We start from the raw sequence: 23,252 nt of genomic DNA, 5'->3' as shown, positions 1-23,252 counted from the left end.
CCTCTAGAGTCGTTATTACTTCTCTAATGCGGATGCAAAAGTAGTATCTTTTATGCTACTTCCAAACTTTATAACGCCTTTTTTTAAAGGTTTTTTTCGGAGTAACGATAACTACCTATTATGATACACATTACAAGTAAAACTTTCTTTAGTATTTCTGATATCCCCCCTTCCCTACCTTACTTACACCAGTAATAATGCATTTATCTCCTTCAACAAGATTCTTTATACTATATCAAGATTCTTTATACTATATATAGTATAGTACATACCTAAATACTTCGATATAATACAGGTGCCAATAACCAAATACAAGAAAACAAATCACACTCTATTAAATAGTGAAAACAAAAAATGAGGACAAGTCCTCATTTTTTAAAAGAAAGTAATAGCAAAACTATAAAGCTATACCTATCCTATATAATTAAACTTTAAAAAGATGTAGTAATACCTATAGTAAGTCCAGCCGCTTCTGTTACATAACGACAAACACCTCCTACACACATTAAACCGCCTCTTTGTCTACCGTAAGCAGCAGAAACACGAGTAACACCTTTTGTAAAACTAGCTCCAAAATTATAGTAATGAATTTTGTTATCTGAATCATCATTCCCATAATTATACATGTCACTACCAAAAAAAGACCATTTACTGTTTAGTGCAAATTCCAAAGTACCTGCCATCCAATTCTTATTATCAGCATCCGCCCACATATGTTGTAATTCCATTCTAACAGATTTATCATCCAAGAATTGATAAGTTGTTTCAGCACTCACAATATTTGTATTGATATTTTCCATTTTACCAAGTAATACAGGAGCATTATAGAATTGATTCAAATACATAAAGACAGAAGACCATTGTTTAGACCATTTCTTTCTAACTTCAAAGCCAAGATCTCTATAATACTTTTCTCCAAAACCAATAAACTCGTTACTTACATCCCCTTCAAAGAAATTAACTTCAGATTTTAGTCCAGCCCAATACGCACCATTAACTGTTAAGTTCATTCCATACGCACCTCCCAGAGAAGTACCTTTCTTAAACTCATAATAAAAATCAAATTGTCCTCCGATCTCTCCTGTCTTACCAGCCATCAAATCAATATTAGACTGCGCTTGGTATACATATATATTCTGTAAAGAATAATCATACTGTTTAGTCAATGCAGGAACATAATTCATAATCCCCTTAAAATAATCATTCCCCAAGAATTCACGTTCAGAGAAAATCCCCATATTCTCAATTCTTCTGAAATTAACATCCAAAGACATACCCTTTTGAGTAAAACCAGTATTAATTAACAAAGCATTACCATCATACTTACTCCCCTCATCAATCATAAAATTCTGAACTAAACAATCAGAGGCCTTAGTTACATACTCAGCACCAATATAAAACCCTTTAAAAGCGTAATCAGCTCTAAAAGAATAACCACTATTAAATCGATCTAAATCATCATACTCGTCGTTTTTATTAAAATTTCTACCTAAGAAACTAGCCCCTAAACTCAGTGTATGTTCATCCCATCCAGCTAAGTCATCAATACTAACACCAATATCGGCACCAAACAAAAAAGACTTAGACAAATCAAACCCCATTCCGACTCTCTGTCTACCACCGAAAACAGTAACTTTCCCCCAGTTATCTACACTATACTTAGCATTAACTCCAAAAATAGCATTATTGACACCTAATTGCTTGTCTTCCCAAGCTCTAAAAAGCAGACCACTACCAAATTGATCATAAAAATGACCAGCCGTAACATCGATTCCCTTTTCTACATTATTATATCTAGCATAGATAGTACCAATGCTAACTTTATCATAGTCTGGTGAGTAATTAAGCATCGCTTTAGGGGCATATCCCTCTAATTGAGTCCCAAAGGTCCAATTTTTAAAATCGTAATCCACTTTCAAGTATGAATTTGAACGAAAACGATCTTCTGCTTCAATAGGAGCAAGCTTGATTTTTTTATCATCAATATACCATTGAGAATTATTCTCAAAACCAACTCTAATCTGTGAATAAGAGTTAGTAACTCCTAATGCAATCCCTAAAAATAGTAATATACGTTTCATAGGCTATTTCTTTAATGCAGCTTTGACCTGCTTGAACAATTCTTTCTCTACTCCTGGTGTATAACTAGTGTGTTTATAAACGATCTTACCTTTATATACAACCAAAGTATAAGGAACATTAGCAACATTCATCGCTCTTTTCAAGTTGTGATTATCATCTAAAAGGACTTGATAATCCCATCCTTTACCATTAACTAAAGGTTTTACGCGTTTAACAGACTTAGCATCATCAATAGAAATAGCAATAAGTTCAACCCCCGTTTCTTCTTGCCATTCGTCATAAACATCATTGATAGCAGCTAATTCTTTCAAACATGGACCACACCATGTTGCCCAAAAGCTAATAATAACAGGATTTTCGCCTTTTCCTAATTCGCTAATATTAACTTCTTTTCCATTCAAGTCCTTTAAAGAGATACTTGGTAGTTCCGATTGCTGTGAAAAAACAAAGATTGGAAACGCAAAAATTAAAAAAACAAATAATTTCTTCATATCTATAAGATTAATTGATTAATTATCGTAAATATATATGAATTAATTAAACTTTTTGTGTACATTTAAAAAAAATAATATTTATTTTTACACACAAATCAACCAAAAAACACATTAAAAATGAAAAAAAGAAACCTATTTAAGTTTGCAATGTTATTTGCTTTATTCACGGCATTTTTAACATTCACGTCTTGTTCAAGCGATGACAACACAAAAGAAAAAGACGAGATTATCGATCCGAAACCAGATCCAGATCCAACTCCAAATCCAGATCCAAAAGAAACAAACTTCTTCAAACACAAAACACTAGTAGAAGATTATACCTCTGTTGGATGTCCTGCATGTCCTTATGCAGCATTTATACTTGACGAGTTGCAAACAACGAGTATAAAAGATAAAATCATTACTGTAACGGTACACGATGATTATGGAAGTACAAAAGATCCCTATCGTTTAAAAAACATCAATGATTATGTTAAGCTAATGAAACCAAAGTTTCTACCATCAATATACTGGGTAAGAGATTCTAAAGCATGGGCTTTACAAAATAATTTCATAGATGGAGAAGATACTTCAAACGGACCACGTTACTTTATTAATCAAGATGCTGTTCTTGGTGCAATAGAAAAGTTGAATATCATTAAGGAGAAATCTAATATTGGAATAAAAATAGAATCTCAATTGACAAAAACTGCAGGAGAAGTTAAGGTATCACTGCAATTCACAAACGATATCAATGAAGAATTAAAATATGTCGTTTACCTAATAGAAGATGATCTAAAATACAAACAAGCGAACTCAACACCATTATACGGAAACAACACTGGAAAAGGAAGATGGGAAAATAATTTTATGCACCAACATGTTTTACGTGCAGCTAACAATTTTGCAGGGATAAAAGTAGCAGCAAACGAAACAATAAAAGCAAAAGAATTTAAAACTACTGTAGCTTTAGAAAACTACACTTTAGACAATTTAGAAAAAACATCAGTAGTTGTAGTAATACTAGATAAAAATGGTAAAGCCTTAAATGCTCAAATAGCAAAAGCAAATACTACACAAGATTACGAAATCGTAAAATAGCAAAAAGCCTCTATGTAAACATAGAGGCTTTTTCTTTTATATAAAAAAAGCCAGACATCACTGTCTGGCTTTCTGCTCCCCCTCTTGGGCTCGAACCAAGGACCCTCTGATTAACAGTCAGATGCTCTAACCAACTGAGCTAAGGAGGAAGGTGTGTTACCTTTATTGCGATGCAAATATATATAGAAAATTTAGTTTTACAAACTAAAATACCTCGTAAAAAACAAAAAACACAAATACTTATAGCTAACTTTTTGGTGTTCAAACAAGTATAAATTCATTTTTTTTACCTTAATTACCGAAGATGAACTCTACATATACAAGTACTTCGACAATATAGGCAGTCTCACTTAAAGTCAAACACACAGAACTCCTATTTAGACAAGCACAGTAAGTTATAAGCACACAGTAAGAAAATATCTTCTATTTTGTGAACACAAAACTTTACGTATTAGCAGGAAAAATATGCATCTCAACTTTACACTATCCATTTAAAGATTCTAAAATCTCTTTTCTACAAAACAACCAACTACTTGACTAAATAGAATTATTAAAGCATCTGCTAAATCGTTTAGTATGAAACTAAATTGCTTTTTACATGATAGATAAAGTTGTTAGAAATTAGAAATTTCTTCTCATCAGATAAATAAAACTTTCGGCTTACCCTCCTTATCTCTTGACACAAGTTTCAAACAATAATTCAATATAGTTATTATCTATACTTAGACAATTTCAATAAAAAAAGCCAGACATTACTGTCTGGCTTTCTGCTCCCCCTCTTGGGCTCGAACCAAGGACCCTCTGATTAACAGTCAGATGCTCTAACCAACTGAGCTAAGGAGGAAGGTGTGTTACCTTTATTGCGGTGCAAATATAAAACGATTTTTAAAACCTGCAAACACTATAAGCATATTTTTTACTATTTATCTATCGCACGAAGATTGCTTTGTAAATATCGTTCCCATTAGCAAATAAAAGCAAGCCAATAAGTATAAAGAAACCAACCATTTGTGCATTCTCTAAGAACTTATCACTTGGTTTTCTCCCAGAAATCATTTCATAAAGTAAAAACACTACATGTCCACCGTCTAAAGCAGGAATAGGAAGTAAATTCATCACTCCAAGCATAATAGAAAGCATTGCAGTAATATTCCAAAACACTTCCCAGCTCCAATATTGTGGGAAAATATCGTATATAGCCTTGAAACCACCTACACCTTTATAAGCTCCTGTTTCTGGTTTAACCATTTTCTTCAATTGATCAAGATAGCCAACAACCTTATCTTTACCTTTTACAATACCGACAGGGATAGATTCAATAAAAGAATACTTCTCTTGAACGATCGTATAATTTCCAAGTTTCTCGTGATTACTTATAGGAAGCATCGCAGCAAAAACAACTTGCAACTTACCTTCTTCGTTAATTTGAGCAACAGTCTTCTCGTCATTACCATTTCTTTCTACAACCACATCAACAGTAGATCCCTTAGACAATTCTAATTGTTCCATAACCATATCAGCAAAAGGAGTATCAATGCCATTGATACTTTTAATAATATCATTAGCCTTTAAATTACCTTCGTTAGGAGAATTCTCAGGAAAAGCAGTAACAATAAAAGGAACGCGCAATCCGAATAAAGGTCCTGCTTGTGCTCCACTACTTAGCTGACCTAACAAATCAGTTGGCAAATCTATTGTCAGCATTTCACCACTTCTTTCTACTTCTATTTGATGTCCCATAAGAACAGCATAACTAACATCGTTAAAATGTTCAAACTCTTTACCATCAACTTTTGCAATTCGGTCCCCATTCTTCAAACCTATATTCTTCATTAAATCCGATTGAACCCATACCCCGTGTTTCATATCCTTATTTGAAACATACAAGTCCCCATAAGCATAAGTCATTCCGATGTATATAATAAAAGCTAAAACAAAGTTCACAAAAACACCACCTAACATGATAATCAAACGTTGCCAAGCAGGTTTAGATCTAAATTCCCAAGGCTGTGGTTCACCAGCTAACTGATCAGTATCCATGCTCTCATCTACCATACCAGCAATCTTCACATATCCACCCAAAGGAAGCCAACCAATTCCGTAAACCGTATCACCAATCTTCTTTTTAAATAAAGAAAACTTAATATCAAAAAATAAGTAAAACTTTTCAACACGAGTTTTAAATAACTTAGCAGGGATAAAATGACCCAACTCGTGTAAAATAATAAGCAGCGATAAACTCAATAAAAACTGAGATAATTTAATAAGTATTTCCATTTTGTAATATTACAATCTTAACTATAAGTAGACAAAAATAGAATATTACTTTTAGTAATTCATATTTTTTTTACTATAGTAATTTATTTATCAATTCTTTCACATAAAAAAGGGGTATAAAATCAACATGACAGACAATAAAAAGGGTCAATAGCAACAAAACACATAAAAATAGTAAGACAATTAGACAAAAAAGCTACTAATAGAAAAGTATTTTCTAAATTTGCTCTATTAATTAATTATAATAGATATGTTACAGATAGCTTTTATTAGAGAAAATCAAGAGCAAGTAGCTAAAGGATTAGCAAAGAGAAATCTTGATGTTACGGCGTTGCTAGAGGAAGTGTTGGCTTTGGACGAGAAAAGAAGAAGCACACAGGTGGAATTAGACAATGTATTAGCAGAATCTAACAAGCTATCCAAAAGTATTGGTGAGTTAATGAAGAATGGTGAGAAAGCAAAAGCAGAACTTATCAAAGAAAAAACATCAAACTTACGCGATCAGAGCAAACAACTTACAGAGCAATTAAACGCAATTTCTGCTGAGTTGACTGAAAAACTTTATACTATCCCGAATGTACCAAACGATATAGTACCAACAGGAAAAGATGCAGATGATAACTTAAACGTATTTGAAGCAGGTGAAGTGCCAAGCTTACATGAAGGAGCATTACCACACTGGGAATTAGCAAAAAAATACGATATTATTGATTTTGAATTAGGTAATAAAATCACGGGAGCAGGTTTTCCAGTATATAAAGGTAAAGGAGCACGATTACAAAGAGCTCTAATTTCTTATTTCTTAGACAAGAATACAGAAGCAGGATACAAAGAATACCAAGTACCTCATTTAATTAATGAAGCATCAGGGTATGGAACAGGACAATTACCTGATAAAGAAGGGCAAATGTACCATTGCACTGTAGATGATTTATATTTAATTCCTACAGCAGAAGTTCCTGTTACAAATATCTTCAGAGATGTAATCTTACAAGAAAGTGAATTGCCAATTAAGTGTACTGCTTACACTCCATGTTTCCGTAGAGAAGCAGGATCATATGGAGCGCATGTAAGAGGTCTTAACCGCCTTCACCAATTTGACAAAGTAGAAATTGTACGCATAGAGCATCCAGATAATTCATATCAAGCGTTAGATGGAATGGTAGAACATGTAAAAGGAATCTTAAACGAATTAAAATTACCTTACAGAATCTTGAGATTATGTGGAGGAGATATGGGATTCACTTCTGCCCTTACTTATGACTTTGAGGTATTCTCAACCGCTCAAGATAGATGGTTAGAGATTAGTTCAGTATCTAACTTTGAGACATTCCAAGCTAACAGACTTAAACTACGCTTTAAAGATAGCGATGGAAAAAACCAATTAGCTCATACCTTAAATGGAAGTTCGTTGGCATTACCACGTGTTTTAGCTGGAATCTTAGAAAACTACCAAACTCCTGAAGGAATTGTAATCCCTGAGGTTTTAAGACCTTATACAGGATTTGATATTATAGACTAATATTTACATTGAATACAAATAAAATATCAAGCACCAAATCCCTTACAAAGACTTTGGTGCTTTTTTTATCTTTGCACAACTCAAACGATTATAACTTCTTATAAAGAAAACTACAATGATTATTTACAATATCACAATCAACATACATGAAAGTGCTCATGAAATGTGGATAAAATGGATGGAGAACGCTTATATACCAGGGATTCTTGCAACAAAAAAATTTGATAAAGCTAGAATGGTAAAAGTATTAGTAGAAGAAGACATGGGTGGAATCACGTACTCAGTTCAATTTGAAACTAAGAGCAAGGAATTGTTACAACAATTTTATAAAGAAGATTTTGATCGTTTTGAAAGCGAGGCAAAGAAATTATTTGGCGAGCTCATGCTTACATTTAAAACAGAATTAGAACTAGTACGAGAATATTAAAAAGACAACAATGGAGAAAGTAAGAGCTAAAAAACACTTAGGTCAGCATTTTTTAACTGATGAAAGTGTAGCAAAGCGCATCGCAGATACTCTATCATTAGATGGGTATAAGAAGGTGTTGGAAATAGGGCCAGGTATGGGAGTACTAACTAAATATATCTTGGACAAGCCTATTGAGACATTCGTTGTCGAAATTGATACCGAGTCAGTAGATTACCTAAATTTGCACTATGAGAAGCTACACGACCATATTTTTGGACAAGATTTTCTAAAGTTTGATATTGTAAGAGCGTTCAATCAAGAGCCTTTTGCAGTAATTGGAAACTTCCCTTATAATATATCAAGTCAAATTGTCTTCCGAGTATTAGAACTAAAAGACTATGTACCTGAGTTCTCAGGAATGTTTCAAAAAGAAGTAGCTGAGCGTATATGCGAAAAAAAAGGAAGTAAAACCTATGGTATACTTTCTGTTCTTACACAAGCATTTTACGAAACAGAATATCTATTTACAGTTTCAGAACACGTATTCAATCCACCACCAAAAGTAAAATCAGGTGTAATGAGAATGCGAAGAAAAGAAAACTACGCTCTACCATGTAGCGAAAGACTTTTCTTTAACGTAGTAAAAACAGCTTTTAATCAACGTCGAAAAACCTTGCGAAACAGTTTAAAAAGCTTTCAACTACCAGAAGAAATTAGAGAACAAGAAATATTTAACTTAAGACCTGAACAATTAGGTTTTGAAGAGTTTATCAACATTACTAAAACAATAGAAGCAAATGGAGTTCAAAATCTGTAAAGAATCTATCGAGTTAATTGAGGAGTTAATCGCAAAAAAAGATGAAAAAGAACTATTAGTTATTTTACAAGATTTGCACTATGCGGATATTGCTGAGATAATGAATGAGCTTTCGAACGACGAGGCCTCCTATATATTTGACATACTTGATAGTGAAATTACAGCGGAAATTCTATTAGAATTAGACGAAGATATAAGGGAAAAGATTCTTAGAGGTCTTTCTCCAAAAGAAATTGCAGAAGAATTAGACGAATTAGATACAGATGACGCTGCAGATATTATATCAGAGTTACCTGAGGGTAAGAAGGAAGAAGTTCTCTCTGAATTAGAAGATTTAGAACATGCAAAAGACATCGTCGAGTTACTGCGATACGACGAGGATACAGCAGGGGGATTAATGGCTAAAGAATTTGTCTCTGTTAATGAAAATTGGTCCGTACTTACTTGTGTAAAAGAAATGCGCAAGCAAGCTGAGCATGTATCAAGAGTTCACTCTATATACGTTATTGACGATGAGAGCAGATTAAAAGGGCGTTTATCCCTAAAAGATTTACTTACGACATCCACTACAACACATATTAGCGATGTATATATACGCAATGTTGATTATGTGAAAGTAGACACCAAAGATGTAGAAGTAGCTCGTATAATGCAAAAATATGACTTAGAAGCTATCCCTGTAGTGGATGAGATGGGAAGACTTGTAGGTAGAATTACAATTGATGACATTGTCGACGTCATCAAAGAAGAAGCAGATAAAGACTACCAATTAGCAGCGGGTATTTCGCAAGACGTTGAGGCCAATGACAGTATTCTAATGTTAACTCGCGCACGATTGCCATGGTTAGTTTTGGCGATGATTGGGGGATTTGTCGCTGTAAATGTTTCAAGAAGCTTTGAAGGAGCAATGGAAAAATTTGGAGTACTCTTCTTTTTCACACCGTTAATTGCCGCTATGGCAGGAAATGTAGGAGTACAATCTTCAGCCATCATTGTACAAGGTCTTGCAAACAATTCTATCACTGGATCAATCTGGAAACGCCTATTAAAAGAAGTTACCTTAAGCTTACTAAATGGATTTCTCTTGGCTATTTTAATGATGTTGGGAAGTCACTTCCTATTAGGAGTCGATTATATTATAGGTATAACCGTTTCTATCGCATTAATCAGCGTGATCATTATAGCCAGTTTAATAGGAACCTTCGTTCCAATTTTCTTAAACAAATACGGTATTGACCCAGCTTTAGCAACAGGGCCTTTTATTACTACCAGTAATGACATATTTGGAATCTTAATTTACTTCTCTATTGCGAAAGTAATATTAGGATTCTAACGAAAAACTAAAAAGTAATATGCAAACAAGAAAAGTACTTCATATTGACAGCAATCATCCCTTAATGATAAGAGAGCTTTCATTACTAGGATATGAAAATGTAGAAGATTATACCACTTCTAAAGAAATAATTGAGCAAAGTATCCATCAATATGAAGGCATTATTATTCGCAGTCGATTTAAAATCGATCGCCAATTCTTAGATTTGGCGACAAATTTAAAATTTATAGGTCGCGTTGGTGCAGGGTTAGAGAATATAGATTGTGATTACGCCATACAAAAAGGTGTAAAACTTATTGCAGCTCCTGAAGGAAATAGGACAGCAGTTGGTGAACACGCCTTAGGGATGCTGCTTTCACTACTAAACAAATTGAATTTAGTAGACCAAGAAGTAAGACAAGGCATTTGGATAAGAGAAGGCAACCGAGGTATAGAGATTGAGGGTAAAACTGTTGGTCTGATAGGTTATGGCAACATGGGTAATGCATTTGCAAAACGCCTACAAGGTTTTGATTGTAAGGTAATTTTCTATGATATAAAAGACAATTTAGAAAATCAATTTGCCAAACAAGTTTCTCTTCATGAGTTACAAGAAGAAGCTGATATTATTAGTTTACATACGCCGCAAACTCCACAAACAATTAACTTAGTAAACAAAGCTTTTATAGAGAATTGCAAGAAGCCATTTTGGTTGATAAATACAGCAAGAGGTAAAGCTGTTAATACAGCAGACTTAGTTGAAGCATTAAAAGAAAAAAAAGTATTAGGTGCAGCATTAGATGTATTAGAGTATGAGAAATCAAGTTTTGAAAATATGTTCACAGAGAACAGCTTGCCAGAACCAATGCAATACTTAATACAAGCTAAAAATGTACTTTTATCGCCACATATTGCTGGATGGACAATCGAGAGTAAAGAAAAACTAGCACAAGTAATTATAGATAAAATCAAAAAACTGTAACTGTGCTTTTCACGATACAATAAAAAAGGGCTTAGTGTACACTAAGCCCTTTCTGTTGAAATTAAATATATAAAGATTAAATACTCTTCTCTCTTTCTCTTTGTTGATTTTCCTCTTGAATCTTGCGTTCAAGTTCTGCCTCAAACTCTTCCATTACAGGTTTAACAGTACTTTCAGGTAGATCGGCAATCTTAATATACATCAGACCATCAATAGCATTATTAAATAAAGGATCAACGTTAAAAGCAATTACCTTTGCATTTTGCTTAATATACTTTTTAATCAAAACAGGTACTCTCAACTTACCAGGTTCAATATCCTCAATAACTTTATCAAATTTATTCAGATCTGAATCTGTCTCATTAAAAATTAAATCGCGATCAGATTCCTTTAGATTGACCTTATACTCCATTTTAGGAGTAACATACTGAGCAATGAAAGGATCAAAATAGTGAGATCTCATAAACTCAATCATCAACGATTTAGAAAAATCGGAAAACTGATTACTAATACTCACACCTCCTATTAAATACTTGTGTTCAGGGTATCTCAGCGTTGTATGCACAATCCCTTTCCAAAGTAAGAACAGCGGCATAGGCTTTTGTTGGTACTCCTTAATAATAAAAGCACGCCCCATTTCGATAGATTGAGCCATCATTGGATACAATTCAGACTCAAAGCGAAATAATTCGTTCAAGTAAAAACCGTTAATACCGTGTTTCTTGTAAATCTCAGATCCTAATCCCATACGATAAGCTCCACAGAGTTGCTCAGCTTCTGAGTCCCACAAGAACATATGGTGATAATAAGAGTCGTATTGGTCAATATCGGTTGAATTATTTGTTCCCTCTCCTACTTCTCTAAAAGTAATCTCTCTTAAGCGACCTATCTCACGCATAATTGTCGGTATCTTATCTGACTTACACAAGAAAACCTCATAATTCTTAGACTGAAGTAAACGGAAATCACCTTCTCGAAGTGCTTCGATTTCAGACTTAATAGTATCATTCGAAGATGGAGATGCAATTTCTTTTACCGTTTTCGGCAACTTAAAATTAAAGGAAGGTACCTTAATCCAACGATTGATATCACCTTTATAAGCATTAGACAACAAATAAGTTTTAAACCTCAAAAAGTTACCATAATCTGATAAATCATAATGCTCATTTTGTTCTTCAACTGAAATTGGACGACCTATGCGTATCTTGATTGTACGATTCTTCTGAGTTAACAATTCTGAAGGAAGTTTAGCGGTACGCAAAGTTGGATTTATCTTAGATAAAAAATAAAACAACTTACTATTCTGTGCGTGAAAATAAATAGGAACGACAGGAACATTAGCTTTCTTAATCAGCTTAATTGCCCCTTCCTCCCAAGGTTTATCAACAACTAATTTACCATCCTTATAGGTAGACACTTCTCCAGCAGGAAAAATCCCTAAGGGTTTTCCATCACTTAGATGGCGAAGTGTATCTTTAAGACCTATCACACTAGACTTCGCATCCTTGTTATTCTCAAAAGGATTAACAGGCATAATGAAAGGCTTAAGAGGCTCTATCCTGTGAAGTAAAAAATTAGCAATAATCTTAAAATCAGGATCGTGTTCCATCATCAATTTAAGCAACAGAATACCGTCTATGCCACCAAGAGGATGGTTAGAAATAGTAATATAAGGACCTTTTTTTGGCAGTCTCTTTAATTCTTCTGGATCTATCTCAAAATCAATTTGAAACTCTTCTAAAATAGCATTTAGGAACTCTAAATCGTTAAGATGCTTATTCTTATTGTAGATCTTATTTAATGTAGTAATCTTAAGCGTTTTCATCAACATCCAACCAGTCAATGTGCCAAAAACACCGTATTTGTCAACATTAATTGCCTTAGCTACTTCTTTAGCTGTTACTAACCCCATTTAATAATCATAATTAATAATACAAATATACTAAAATATTTAGGCAATCTCTTTTATTTCAACATAAGTAGCTGATTTTTACTCCAAAACCATTTAAAAAAAACCTAAATAACTGATTAAAACATACATAAGTAATATAGCATAAACTTATAATTTTTCTATTTTTGGGCTATTAAAACAATTTAAAATGAAGATAATATCATATAACGTAAATGGAATACGTGCTGCAATCAAAAAAGGATTCATTGATTGGATACAAGAAGAAAATGCAGATGTCATTTGCTTACAAGAAACTAAAGCGAAAGAAGACCAGATTCCAGTAGAGGACTTAGCTGCTGCAGGGTATCCATACCAATATTACTTTTCAGCAAATAAAGCAGGCTATAGTGGTGTAGCAATATTGAGTAAACACAAACCCAACAATGTAGTTTATGGGACGGGAATAGATTATATGGACTTTGAAGGAAGAAATGTAAGAGTTGATTTTGACGATATTTCAGTGATGTCTTTATATCTACCCTCAGCATCAAACATTGATCGTTTAGACTTTAAGTATCAATATATGGATGATTTTTTCACTTATATAACAGAACTTAAGAAGGACGTACCTAATCTCGTTATCTGTGGAGATTACAATATATGTCACCAAGCTATTGATATTCACGATCCAGTTCGCAATGCTAAAGTATCAGGATTCTTGCCAGAAGAAAGAGCATGGTTAGACAAGTTTATCAACAATGGGTTCATCGATAGCTTTAGAATGTTTAACAAGGAACCACACAATTATAGTTGGTGGACCTATAGAGCAAATGCAAGAAACAACAACAAGGGATGGCGAATAGATTATAACCTCGTAACAGAAACGCTAAGATATCGCATCCAATCTGCGTCAATATTAGCTGACGTTGTACACTCTGACCACTGTCCTATTTCAGTAGTTATAAAATAATAAAGGCAATATAAAACGCAAAAGCTAAAAAATGAATCTTAGAACGATCGTACTCGGCCTAATAGCCACGGCATTACTTTCATCATGTGTAACCCGAAGATTATACAACGATTTAGAAGAGCAATATCAAGAAGCACTCAAAGAAAACGACAATCTCTCTAATGACTTAGCTATGCTTAATAGTTCTAATAGTGATTTAGAAAAAGGGAAGAAAGAACTTGCTAAACAGTTAAAGGAACTGCAAGAAGAACGCAAGAACCTCAATGCTGAAATCATAGCTGCTGAAAATCGCTTAAAGGATTTAGAACAGTCGTATAAAACACTACAAAAAAATAATCGCGATGCTTTAGAAGCTGAAGCGGCACGCTTATCTTCAGCCAAAAGTGAACTTGCAAGTAAATCAACTCGTATAGCGGAGTTAGAAGCTATACTTGCAGCGAATGACAAGCAAATGCGCGATTTGAAAGAGAGCTTATCATCAGCTTTAAACGCTTTTGAAGGAAAAGGTTTAAGCATAGAACAGAAAAACGGCCGTGTATATGTATCGATGGAAAACAAGTTGCTGTTTCGATCTGGAAGTTGGTCTGTAAACCAGGAAGGAGCTCAAGCAGTCAATGAATTGTCAAAAGTATTAGCAAACAATCCTCATATAACTGTGTTAATAGAAGGACATACAGATAACGACAAGATTGTTGGCCAATTAGGAGAAGGTGTTAAAACAAATTGGGACTTGTCTACAAAACGAGCCCTGGCTATCGTTGAAATTATAACCTCTAATCCAGATATAGTCAAAAGCAATATAACTGCCGCAGGGCGAAGTGAATATGCACCATTACAATCAAACGATACACCAGAAGGTAAGGCGAAAAATAGGCGAATTGAAGTTATACTTACCCCTAACTTAGACAAAATTAATTCAATGCTAAATGCACTATAATATAAAATGAGATAACAATTGTTATCTCATTTTTTTAATATACCTAAACAAAATACAGAAAAACAAAAAACACTACTTATCACAACTTAAAATCATAAGTTAAAAAAGAAAAACGTAGCTTAAAAACAACTAAACTTGCATAACAAAATAATAATGTTATATTGTTAAAACACATTAGAATAGTAATTAAAAAACAAATACAACTTGAATTCAATTACAATAGATAACATCATTGATCCTGAAAACTTTAACGGGCTGTACAATTGGTTCTACAAAATGATCAAAGCATTTGGGTTAGGAGAATACGAAACTCATATCACGACCACTATTACCCTACTGTTAACCTTCACTGTTATAATGTTTATATTTGACTATGTACTCAAAAACATTATTATTGTATTAGTGAAGTCATTTGCTATTAAAAGTAAAACCAAATTCGACGATATCTTAATCGAAAATAAGTTACTACACAATTTTACGCATCTTATTCCTGTTTTTGTAGCTAAGATATTCTTTCCAATATTCTTTAAAGGCTTTCCTAATCTAACCCAATTCATGATAGCTGTAACTAATATATTATTAATTATAGCTTTGACTTTGGTATTGAGATCAGTCATCAAGAGTATCAGAGATTACGCCAAAACAAAACCAAAATTAGCAGACAAACCCATTGATAGTTATTCGCAAGTTTCGTCAATATTCTTATATTTCTTTGCTGCAATTTTTATCTATACAACTATTACAGGTCAATCACCAGCAAATCTCTTTTTATCCTTAGGAGCAGCATCGGCTATTCTAATGTTGGTCTTTAAGGATACAATAATGGGATTTGTGGCGAGTATTCAAGTTTCAACCAATGATATGGTAAGAGTTGGTGATTGGATTGAGATGTCAAAGTTTGGTGCAGATGGAACTGTGTTAGAGATAAACTTGAGCACTGTAAAGGTTCAGAATTTTGACAAAACAATTACGACAATACCAACCTATTTTCTAATTAGCGATTCCTTTAAAAACTATAGAGGGATGCACAATGCAGGAGGAAGGAGAATTAAGAGGAGTATCAATATTAAAATGTCCTCTATCCGCTTTTTAGAAAAAGATGAAATAGAGAACCTCAAAAAGATTCAACTATTAAAACCTTATATCGAAGAAAGACAAAAGGAGATTGAAGAATATAATGCCAACACTGGTGCAGATCAATCAATGCCTGTCAATGGCCGAAGAATAACAAATATAGGAATGTTTAGGGCTTATGTATTGAGATACGCGCAACAAAACCCCCATATCCACAAGGAATATTTCTTAATGGTAAGGCATTTACAACCTACAGAACATGGATTGCCAATTGAACTATACATGTTTACCAATAGTACACAATGGGTATTCTACGAAAATGTCATGGCAGACATTTTTGACCATGTTTTTGCAGCAGTAGATTATTTTCACCTTGAAGTATATGAATTACCATCTTCTGACGACGTGAGACAATTCATTTCAAATAGTAAACATTAAGAGATTTACAGTCAATCACTTGATCATCAATACACCACCCAAGTGATTGACTATAAACCTAATTTCTCAATAATATTCTCTACTTTTAACTCTGTATTAGATAGCTTCTCCTTACAGAATACAATCAGCGTAGAAGCTCTTTCCACCTTAACTGCCAAATCATCAATTGTCACTTGGTTATCCTTTAATTCGCTTAGAATAGCTTCTAATTCTTTTACTGCGCTTTCATAGGTAAGTGTTTCCATTTTTCTTTCTCTTTTATATCTTTAATTACAATTTCGAAACGTTTATTAAATACATCCACTTGAATGACATCCCCTTCACGAAGTGAAGTAAATTCATTAATTGTCTTATTCTGATACCAGACAATAGCCAGTCCCATTTTCATCAGTGAATCCAAGTCGTATAAATTCGGAATCTGCTCCAAGTGTTCTACTCTGAGTTTTTCCTTTTTCAAAGTCGAAGAAACCCTCAACTCCAAAACCTCACGGAGTTGTGCTATGTTCTGCTTATTACTTCTCAGATTCTCACCAAACAAGTACGCTACCAGGCTTCCCTTCTCACGCAGTTTGTTGCGTTCAGTTAAACAAATTGAACTTGGAGCATAATGTATGGTTTGACTTGCAAGGTTAATCGCCGAACGCTCTTTTTGAATCCGTCCATTCGATTCAACAACAAGCAAATTAACATCCGATTTTAGCTTGTTCTTCTCATACAACAACACTCTTGAAGTTTCAATTTTCAAATGAGAACTAAGTTTTTCTAATACATGTCCCTGAATCTCAACTTGCTGCTTGGCAATAGAAGTGATACTATCATAAAGGCTCTTTACCTGCGTGTGAAACTGAACAGCTCTTTCAACAATAAAAGCAGCGACAGCACTGGGTGTTTTAAACCTTTTATTAGCCACAAAATCAGCTACGGTTGTATCGACTTCATGACCAATACCAGTAAATACAGCTGTGTGCAATCTCGCTAATACTTCTGCCAAGGCATAGTTATTAAACTCATCCAAGTCCAAAGCTGCACCACCTCCCCTTAGCAAAACAACAACATCATAGGTATTTTCAGGAATCTGATTTAGCTTATTAATAATTTCCACATGAGCATTATCTCCCTGTACACGACAATCAAAGTAATCAATATCGAAGGCAAATCCATACTCATTGTACTCCAACTGATTAATGAAATCAATATGCCCAGCAGTATTCAAGGATCCAACTAAAGCAATCTTCTGAATAACAAGAGGAAAAGAAAGCTTCTTATTCAAATCGAGTAATCCATTAGCCTCTAACTTCTTAATTGCCTCTTGCTTTCTTCGTTCAACTTCGCCTAATGAGAAACTCAAATCAACGTCTAATACATTAACCGAAAGACCAAAAACCACATTATAAACAACTTCACATAAACACAAGATTTCAGCACCTTCTTTTAGAATATTATTTGCCTCTTTATCCAACTTAGAATAGATGACATTCGCCACGTGATTCCAAATGGTTCCCCTTGCTTTAGCAAGAATAACTCCGTCACTATTCTCTACCAATTCTAAATAAACATGCCCTCTCCTATCTCTCTTAAACTGAGAGATCTCCACTTTCATCCAAAAAGTATGTCCAGATATAGACTCGTCAAATATCTGTTTTACCCTACCTAAAATAGTACTTAATGTAAACCACTTGATTTCCTCTTTCACGGCAAAAAACTTAGACTAACAAAAATACAACCTTTATATCAATATAAATAAAGATGCTTTGCTACTAACTTTAGCATTACACACAAAAGTCCAAAACACCATATAACAAACTGATTAACAATAACAAACAACTCTAAAAAAGGGATTTATAAAATAAGTTGTCAATTGCCTTTCGCTGATTACAAACTACTATAGAAATTGTTTTGAATCACTTAAGCACTTTTGGGTATAAGAAAGCCATGGCACTCTTCATCGCAAAAGTGGAACTTATTATAGCATTTACTAATCAAATACAACAAAAGTAAATAGTACCTAAAGTTACCATTGAAACCAGGTCTATACCTTAGAAAAGCGAACAAAAACACCCATAATGAAATCAAATTATTTGAAAATTAAAACTCATAATACAGCAATCACAGGGATATATTGTCTACTAATAGGAGTAATATTATTTACTTAGCTATAACTTTTTTATATTTGTGACCTATTTAAAATTAGACTATGACTACAGTAAAAATTATTAATAAATCCCAACATTCTTTACCAAATTACGAAACTGCACAATCTGCAGGTATGGATTTGAAAGCAAACTTAAGTGAAGCAGTAACTTTGGGAAGTTTAGAAAGAGCAATTATACCTACAGGATTGTACTTAGAACTACCTGAAGGATATGAAGCACAGATACGCCCTCGAAGCGGATTAGCTGCAAAAAAGGGAATCACTCTATTAAACAGTCCTGGGACAATCGACGCAGACTATAGAGGAGAAATAGGAGTGATTGTAGTCAACTTATCCAAAGAGCCATTCACAATCGAAAATGGAGAGAGAATCGCTCAAATGGTTATAGCAAAATATGAACAAATTGCTTGGCAACCCGTTGAAGTATTAACTGAAACCACAAGAGGAGAAGGTGGATTTGGAAGTACAGGTCGCAAATAGTAAAAGAAAATATTAATAAAAAGATTTAACAAATGAAGATTATAGTTCCAATGGCAGGACGAGGATCTCGCTTACGCCCCCATACACTTACAGTACCTAAACCTTTAATACCAATAGCAGGAAAGCCGATAGTACACAGATTAGTAGAGGATATTGCTAAGGTTTTAAATGACAAGATAGAAGAAATAGCATTCATTATTCACGAAAGCTTTGGAAAGGATGTTGAGAAAGATCTGATCACTATTGCTGAGAAATTAGGAGCGAAAGGAACCATTTGTTATCAAAATGAAGCATTGGGAACGGCTCATGCTATCCTATGTGCTAAAGAAAGTATGCAAGGACCAATTGTCGTAGCTTATGCAGACACATTATTCCGCGCTGATTTCAACTTAGACAAAGATGCCGATAGCGTTATTTGGGTTAAGCAAGTAAAAGACCCAAGTGCTTTTGGAGTTGTAAAAATGAATGACAAAAAGCAAATTATCGATTTCGTGGAGAAACCGAAAGAATTTGTTTCAGATTTAGCAATTATAGGGATTTACTATTTCAAAAGTGGAGAAACTTTACGCAGTGAATTAGAATATCTCTTGGATAATAATATCATCAAGGGAGGAGAATATCAGCTAACTGATGCCTTAGAAAACATGAAACAGAAAGGAATGTTATTCATGCCTGGGCAAGTAGATGAATGGATGGACTGTGGTAACAAAAATGTAACAGTAGACACCAACAATAGAATGCTTGGTTTCTTAGAAGCTGAAAATGCAAATTACATTTCTCCAACTGTAGTAAATGAAAACAGCACAATCATACCACCTTGTTTTATTGGAGACAATGTAGTTTTAAGAAATGCTACAGTAGGTCCAAATGTTTCCTTAGGAGAAAACACAAAAGTAGAAAATGCGACAATCAAAAACAGTTTGATCCAAACAAACTCAATTATTCGCAATGCAAACTTAGACAATGCGATGGTAGGAAACCACGCTGTCTATGATGGCAAACACACTAATATAAGTATTGGAGATTATTCCGTTTTAGAATAAAAAATCTTAAATCCGTTTTAAAAGCAGTTTAAAACGGATTTTTTTTAGTTATATTGGTTCATTAAACCCGTTTAAGAAGCAAATTTGATATGAAAAAAATCTTGTTGGTGGTATTTTGTCTTACCCTTTTAGTAGCTTGTAAAAAAAACAAGAATAGTTTAAACCTTGACGAAGGCAATGCGACAAATACAAAAACTGTCCTTACTATCTTAAATGAACACAGTAAACACGCACAGAACTTTAAGACAACCTTAATTCGAAGTTCAGCCTCTTATGAAACAGATAAGCAAAGTCAAAAGTTTGCTATAGACATCTCCATAGAAAAAGACAAGCAAATCATGCTCAATATACGCTACATTGGTTTTCCAGTAGCTAAAGCGTTGATCACACCTGAGCAAGTTCAATTCTATGATAAGTGGAACAAAGTTTACTTCAAAGGCACCTTTGATATCCTTACGCAATGGATTGGTACTGAATTGGATTTTAACCGATTTCAAAACCTATTACTGGGACAAGCGCTCGATAGCAAAGACAAAACAAACAACCTTCAATCAAGTATTGCAAAAGGCTTACATAAAATAGAATCAACTATCGATACTGATGTACAATCTACCTATTATTTCGAGGACAAAAATGGCCTGTTGAAAAAAGAAGAAATTTCGGAACCACAGCAAAATAGAAAAGTAACTATCAGCTATCCAAATTATCAGCGAATTGGAAAGTACACAGCGCCTACTGAAATAAATATTAAGGCTGAACAAGAAAAAAGCATAAATTTGAACATTCGTTATGAAAAGGTAACATTTAATGAAAAAACCAATTTTCAATATAAAGTACCAAGCGGATACAAAGAAATTAAAATAAATCAATAGGGAACCTCGCTACATATGAGAGCAAAATATATTACAATAGCACTACTACTTACATCTGCATTCAGCTGGAGCCAACAAAAAGAAACTCAAGCACAACTTGAACGCAGAAAGCAACAGATTATGATCGAAATCAAGTCTGTGCAAAAGCTATTGCAAGTAGAGAGAACAAAAGAGCGTAATATATTATCCGAAATAGAAGAATTCAATCGCAAAATATCCCTTAATCGCCAATTGATCAATAATGTTCAACAGCAAATTACGGTAACGACAAACAATATCGCGAAAACTCAAAAAGAGATCAACGTACTTGAAGCTGAATTGGAGAAACTAAAAAAGGACTATGCTAATATTATAGAAAAATCCTACAAAAGTAAATCCAATCAAAGCCGCATAATGTACATACTGTCGTCAGATAGCTTTCTGCAAGCTTACAAACGCCTACAGTATATGAAACAATATGCTGAATACCGAAAAGAACAAGGGGATGAATTACAGGAGAAAAAAGAAGTTCTCGATAAAAAGATTGCCAAACTTGCCATAGATAAAGAAAAACAAAGAGTTCTGCTTGAGGAGCAAAAAAGCAATCAAAAAGCATTAGAACAAGATTTAAGTTCACAGACTAATTTAATGGAAATCGTCAAAAAAGATCAAAAGAAATACAATGACGAGATTAAAAAGAAACAAGAACAAACAAAAGAAATAGACAAAAAAATACAACAGCTTATCCGCGAAGCAATTGCCGAGGCAAATAGAAAAGCAAGAGAAGCAGCAGCCAAAGCGGGTAAGACAACGACTAAGTCAACGGCGACTTCATCGTCAGCTACATTTGAATTAACTCCAGAAGGTAAATTAGTCGCTGATAACTTTAAAGCTAACCAAGGAAAACTTCCTTGGCCAGTAGAAAAAGGATATATATCACTGTCGTACGGAGATCAGCCTCACCCAGTACAAAAACATTTGACTATACACAATAGTGGTGTAGAAATCTCGACTGAACAAGGAGCACAAGCAAGAGCTGTTTTTCAAGGAGAAGTCCTACAAGTCCAAGTATTACCAGGGGGAAATAAGGCTGTACTTATTCAACATGGTGATTATATCACAGTATATCAAAACCTAAGTGAAGTATACGTCAAAAAAGGAGATAGTGTAAGTCTGAAACAAAGCATTGGTGTCATTAATACCAATAGCAGTGGTAAGACTGTCTTAAAATTCTTATTAACTCATAATGCGGATATTAACAATCCACAATCTTGGTTGAGTAGAAGTAATTAAAAAGGCTTAAAGCAATGAGTAATCAAAAAAGTATCAATATATATAAATGGATTGAAGATAATAAAAACTTACTTCAACCTCCTGTAGGCAACAAAAACATCTATCCGTTATCAGATGACTATATCGTTATGGTCGTTGGAGGACCGAATGCTCGTAAAGACTTTCACTATAACGAAGCAGAGGAGTTTTTCTTTCAACTACAAGGGACCATCTACATTGACATTCAAGAAAATGGCGAGCGAAAAAGAGTCACTTTAGAAGCAGGTGATATCTATTTATTGCCAGCCAAAGTTCCACATTCACCAATTAGAACAGAGAACTCAGTTGGCTTAGTGATTGAAAAGAAGAGAGCGAAAGGACAAAATACGAAAGATGGATTATTGTGGTATTGCGAGCAGTGCAACCACAAACTACACGAAGTCTACTTTGAACTAACAAACATAGAAACTGACTTCTTACCCCATTTTAACGACTTTTATTCCTCAGAAGAATTAAGAACGTGTAAGAACTGTAACCACATTATGGAATCAGACCCAAAATTCACTAAGTGAAATAACACTTAATCTATCCATATAAAAAATCCCCATTGTTATTTAAAGATAACAATGGGGATTTTTCTTTAACGAACTAAAAATTTCATATAGCAATGCATCAGCTATTCCAAAGATAAGTGACTATGCTAAAAATATAGTCCGTGAAAATTCTCTATTCCGTAAATGCTTGTACATTACTGAAAGATTAGCAGTTACTAAACAAACCAATTTACCCCAAGAACACATTCAAAATAGAGCCTTAATCCCCTCTACGAAGTAGATAAAATGACTAATGACTTAAAGACCTCCTAAGTACAAAAAAAGAGGGCAATACCTTGGGAGTTTTTTGCACCTTTCTTGGGGTATTCTTGCACTTTTCTTCGGAAAAAGGGGTGTTTTCCGAAGAAAACTCCCAGAAACCCCTAAGCATACCCAGAAAAAGTGCGAGGAAAACAACACAAATCACCATTCTAAAACAAAGCAATAAACAATTCGAATAACAAGAAACCACAATGCCTCGGCTATCCCCTATTGACTGCCCAAGACGAAAATTATAAAACACGGCTATGAAAGGTTCAAAAAAACACGTATAGCTATGATAAAGCGCCTTAAATG

General features: G+C 34.0%; 20 protein-coding genes and 2 tRNA genes. 14 read left to right on the top strand and 8 right to left on the bottom strand.

The genetic code is table 11. The features are described 5' to 3' along the window. Nucleotides 1-431: 431 nt before the first annotated feature. Together NWE55_RS07795 and NWE55_RS07790 are read right to left on the bottom strand one after the other, a co-directional pair. Nucleotides 432-2,081 carry a DUF6029 family protein gene (locus NWE55_RS07795; protein ID WP_155093436.1) on the bottom strand — a complete coding sequence of 550 codons (1,650 nt, stop codon included), beginning with the start codon at nt 2,079-2,081 and terminating at the stop codon, nt 432-434. Nucleotides 2,082-2,084: 3 nt separating this feature from the next. Further along, nucleotides 2,085-2,573 carry a TlpA family protein disulfide reductase gene (locus NWE55_RS07790; protein ID WP_155093437.1) on the bottom strand — a complete coding sequence of 163 codons (489 nt, stop codon included), beginning with the start codon at nt 2,571-2,573 and terminating at the stop codon, nt 2,085-2,087. Between the two features lie 120 nt (nt 2,574-2,693). On the opposite strand from NWE55_RS07790, the gene NWE55_RS07785 reads away from it, so the two are divergent. Further along, nucleotides 2,694-3,656, top strand: coding sequence for an Omp28-related outer membrane protein (locus tag NWE55_RS07785; RefSeq protein WP_160340045.1), 963 nt, complete (start codon nt 2,694-2,696; stop codon nt 3,654-3,656). Nucleotides 3,657-3,731: 75 nt separating this feature from the next. Here the strand turns inward: NWE55_RS07785 and NWE55_RS07780 are convergent. The 3 genes from NWE55_RS07780 to rseP all read right to left on the bottom strand — a co-directional run bounded on the left by NWE55_RS07780 (nt 3,732) and on the right by rseP (nt 5,933). After that, nucleotides 3,732-3,805 (bottom strand) — tRNA-Asn (locus NWE55_RS07780). 621 nt (nt 3,806-4,426) lie between these two features. Then, a tRNA-Asn gene (locus NWE55_RS07775) sits at nt 4,427-4,500 on the bottom strand. An 83-nt stretch (nt 4,501-4,583) separates the two neighbouring features. Further along, complete coding sequence (rseP, locus tag NWE55_RS07770; RefSeq protein WP_155091988.1) at nt 4,584-5,933, bottom strand: RIP metalloprotease RseP; 1,350 nt, start codon at nt 5,931-5,933, stop codon at nt 4,584-4,586. Between the two features lie 250 nt (nt 5,934-6,183). Here rseP and serS point away from each other — a divergent pair, with 250 nt between their 5' ends. From serS to NWE55_RS07745, 5 genes are all read left to right on the top strand, one after another. Further along, nucleotides 6,184-7,455 (top strand): serine--tRNA ligase, encoded by a 1,272-nt coding sequence (gene serS / locus NWE55_RS07765; protein ID WP_155091987.1) that lies wholly within the window; start codon nt 6,184-6,186, stop codon nt 7,453-7,455. A gap of 115 nt (nt 7,456-7,570) precedes the next feature. Then, nucleotides 7,571-7,882 (top strand): DUF4286 family protein, encoded by a 312-nt coding sequence (locus NWE55_RS07760; protein WP_155091986.1) that lies wholly within the window; start codon nt 7,571-7,573, stop codon nt 7,880-7,882. A 10-nt stretch (nt 7,883-7,892) separates the two neighbouring features. Next, nucleotides 7,893-8,681, top strand: coding sequence for a 16S rRNA (adenine(1518)-N(6)/adenine(1519)-N(6))-dimethyltransferase RsmA (rsmA, locus tag NWE55_RS07755; protein WP_155091985.1), 789 nt, complete (start codon nt 7,893-7,895; stop codon nt 8,679-8,681). Beyond that, the gene (gene mgtE / locus NWE55_RS07750; protein WP_155091984.1) at nt 8,662-10,014 is read left to right on the top strand and encodes a magnesium transporter; all 1,353 of its coding nucleotides are present in this window, start codon (nt 8,662-8,664) and stop codon (nt 10,012-10,014) included. Before rsmA ends, mgtE begins: the two co-directional genes overlap by 20 nt. 19 nt (nt 10,015-10,033) lie before the next feature. Then, nucleotides 10,034-10,975, top strand: a complete 942-nt coding sequence (locus NWE55_RS07745) for a 2-hydroxyacid dehydrogenase (protein ID WP_155091983.1) — start codon at nt 10,034-10,036, stop codon at nt 10,973-10,975. Nucleotides 10,976-11,051: 76 nt separating this feature from the next. Here NWE55_RS07745 and NWE55_RS07740 read toward each other — a convergent pair whose 3' ends face one another. Further along, complete coding sequence (locus NWE55_RS07740; protein ID WP_155091982.1) at nt 11,052-12,887, bottom strand: GNAT family N-acyltransferase; 1,836 nt, start codon at nt 12,885-12,887, stop codon at nt 11,052-11,054. A gap of 187 nt (nt 12,888-13,074) precedes the next feature. Here NWE55_RS07740 and NWE55_RS07735 point away from each other — a divergent pair, with 187 nt between their 5' ends. The 3 genes from NWE55_RS07735 (at nt 13,075) to NWE55_RS07725 (ending at nt 16,285) form a co-directional block, all read left to right on the top strand. Further along, nucleotides 13,075-13,836, top strand: coding sequence for an exodeoxyribonuclease III (locus NWE55_RS07735; RefSeq protein ID WP_155091981.1), 762 nt, complete (start codon nt 13,075-13,077; stop codon nt 13,834-13,836). A gap of 31 nt (nt 13,837-13,867) precedes the next feature. After that, entirely contained in the window at nt 13,868-14,773 is a 906-nt protein-coding gene (locus tag NWE55_RS07730; protein ID WP_155091980.1) for an OmpA/MotB family protein, read from the top strand. 204 nt (nt 14,774-14,977) lie between these two features. Continuing rightward, nucleotides 14,978-16,285 (top strand): mechanosensitive ion channel family protein, encoded by a 1,308-nt coding sequence (locus NWE55_RS07725; RefSeq protein WP_155091979.1) that lies wholly within the window; start codon nt 14,978-14,980, stop codon nt 16,283-16,285. 50 nt (nt 16,286-16,335) lie between these two features. On the opposite strand, the gene xseB is transcribed toward NWE55_RS07725, so the two are convergent. Together xseB and xseA are read right to left on the bottom strand one after the other, a co-directional pair. After that, on the bottom strand, nt 16,336-16,530 hold the full coding sequence (xseB, locus tag NWE55_RS07720; protein ID WP_155091978.1) for an exodeoxyribonuclease VII small subunit: 195 nt from the start codon (nt 16,528-16,530) through the stop codon (nt 16,336-16,338). Continuing rightward, nucleotides 16,500-17,978 (bottom strand): exodeoxyribonuclease VII large subunit, encoded by a 1,479-nt coding sequence (gene xseA, locus NWE55_RS07715; RefSeq protein WP_155091977.1) that lies wholly within the window; start codon nt 17,976-17,978, stop codon nt 16,500-16,502. The genes xseB and xseA overlap by 31 nt, the downstream gene beginning before the upstream one ends. A 501-nt stretch (nt 17,979-18,479) precedes the next feature. On the opposite strand from xseA, the gene dut reads away from it, so the two are divergent. The 5 genes from dut to NWE55_RS07690 all read left to right on the top strand — a co-directional run bounded on the left by dut (nt 18,480) and on the right by NWE55_RS07690 (nt 22,655). Beyond that, nucleotides 18,480-18,917, top strand: a complete 438-nt coding sequence (dut, locus tag NWE55_RS07710; RefSeq protein WP_155091976.1) for a dUTP diphosphatase — start codon at nt 18,480-18,482, stop codon at nt 18,915-18,917. Between the two features lie 32 nt (nt 18,918-18,949). Next, complete coding sequence (locus tag NWE55_RS07705) at nt 18,950-19,960, top strand: sugar phosphate nucleotidyltransferase (RefSeq protein ID WP_155091975.1); 1,011 nt, start codon at nt 18,950-18,952, stop codon at nt 19,958-19,960. Nucleotides 19,961-20,049: 89 nt separating this feature from the next. Then, nucleotides 20,050-20,832: a lipoprotein insertase outer membrane protein LolB1 gene (gene lolB1, locus NWE55_RS07700; protein WP_258204685.1), complete on the top strand. Its 783-nt coding sequence runs from the start codon at nt 20,050-20,052 to the stop codon at nt 20,830-20,832. Nucleotides 20,833-20,847: 15 nt separating this feature from the next. Then, nucleotides 20,848-22,104 carry a murein hydrolase activator EnvC family protein gene (locus tag NWE55_RS07695; protein ID WP_155091973.1) on the top strand — a complete coding sequence of 419 codons (1,257 nt, stop codon included), beginning with the start codon at nt 20,848-20,850 and terminating at the stop codon, nt 22,102-22,104. A gap of 14 nt (nt 22,105-22,118) precedes the next feature. Beyond that, entirely contained in the window at nt 22,119-22,655 is a 537-nt protein-coding gene (locus tag NWE55_RS07690; RefSeq protein ID WP_155091972.1) for a 3-hydroxyanthranilate 3,4-dioxygenase, read from the top strand. Nucleotides 22,656-23,252 lie beyond the last annotated feature (597 nt).

This window comes from Myroides albus, assembly GCF_024722315.1.
In the GTDB taxonomy this organism is placed as follows: domain Bacteria; phylum Bacteroidota; class Bacteroidia; order Flavobacteriales; family Flavobacteriaceae; genus Flavobacterium; species Flavobacterium album_A.
Note: the sequence above shows the minus strand (reverse complement) of the source record. Positions and strands in the feature narration are given on the sequence as shown.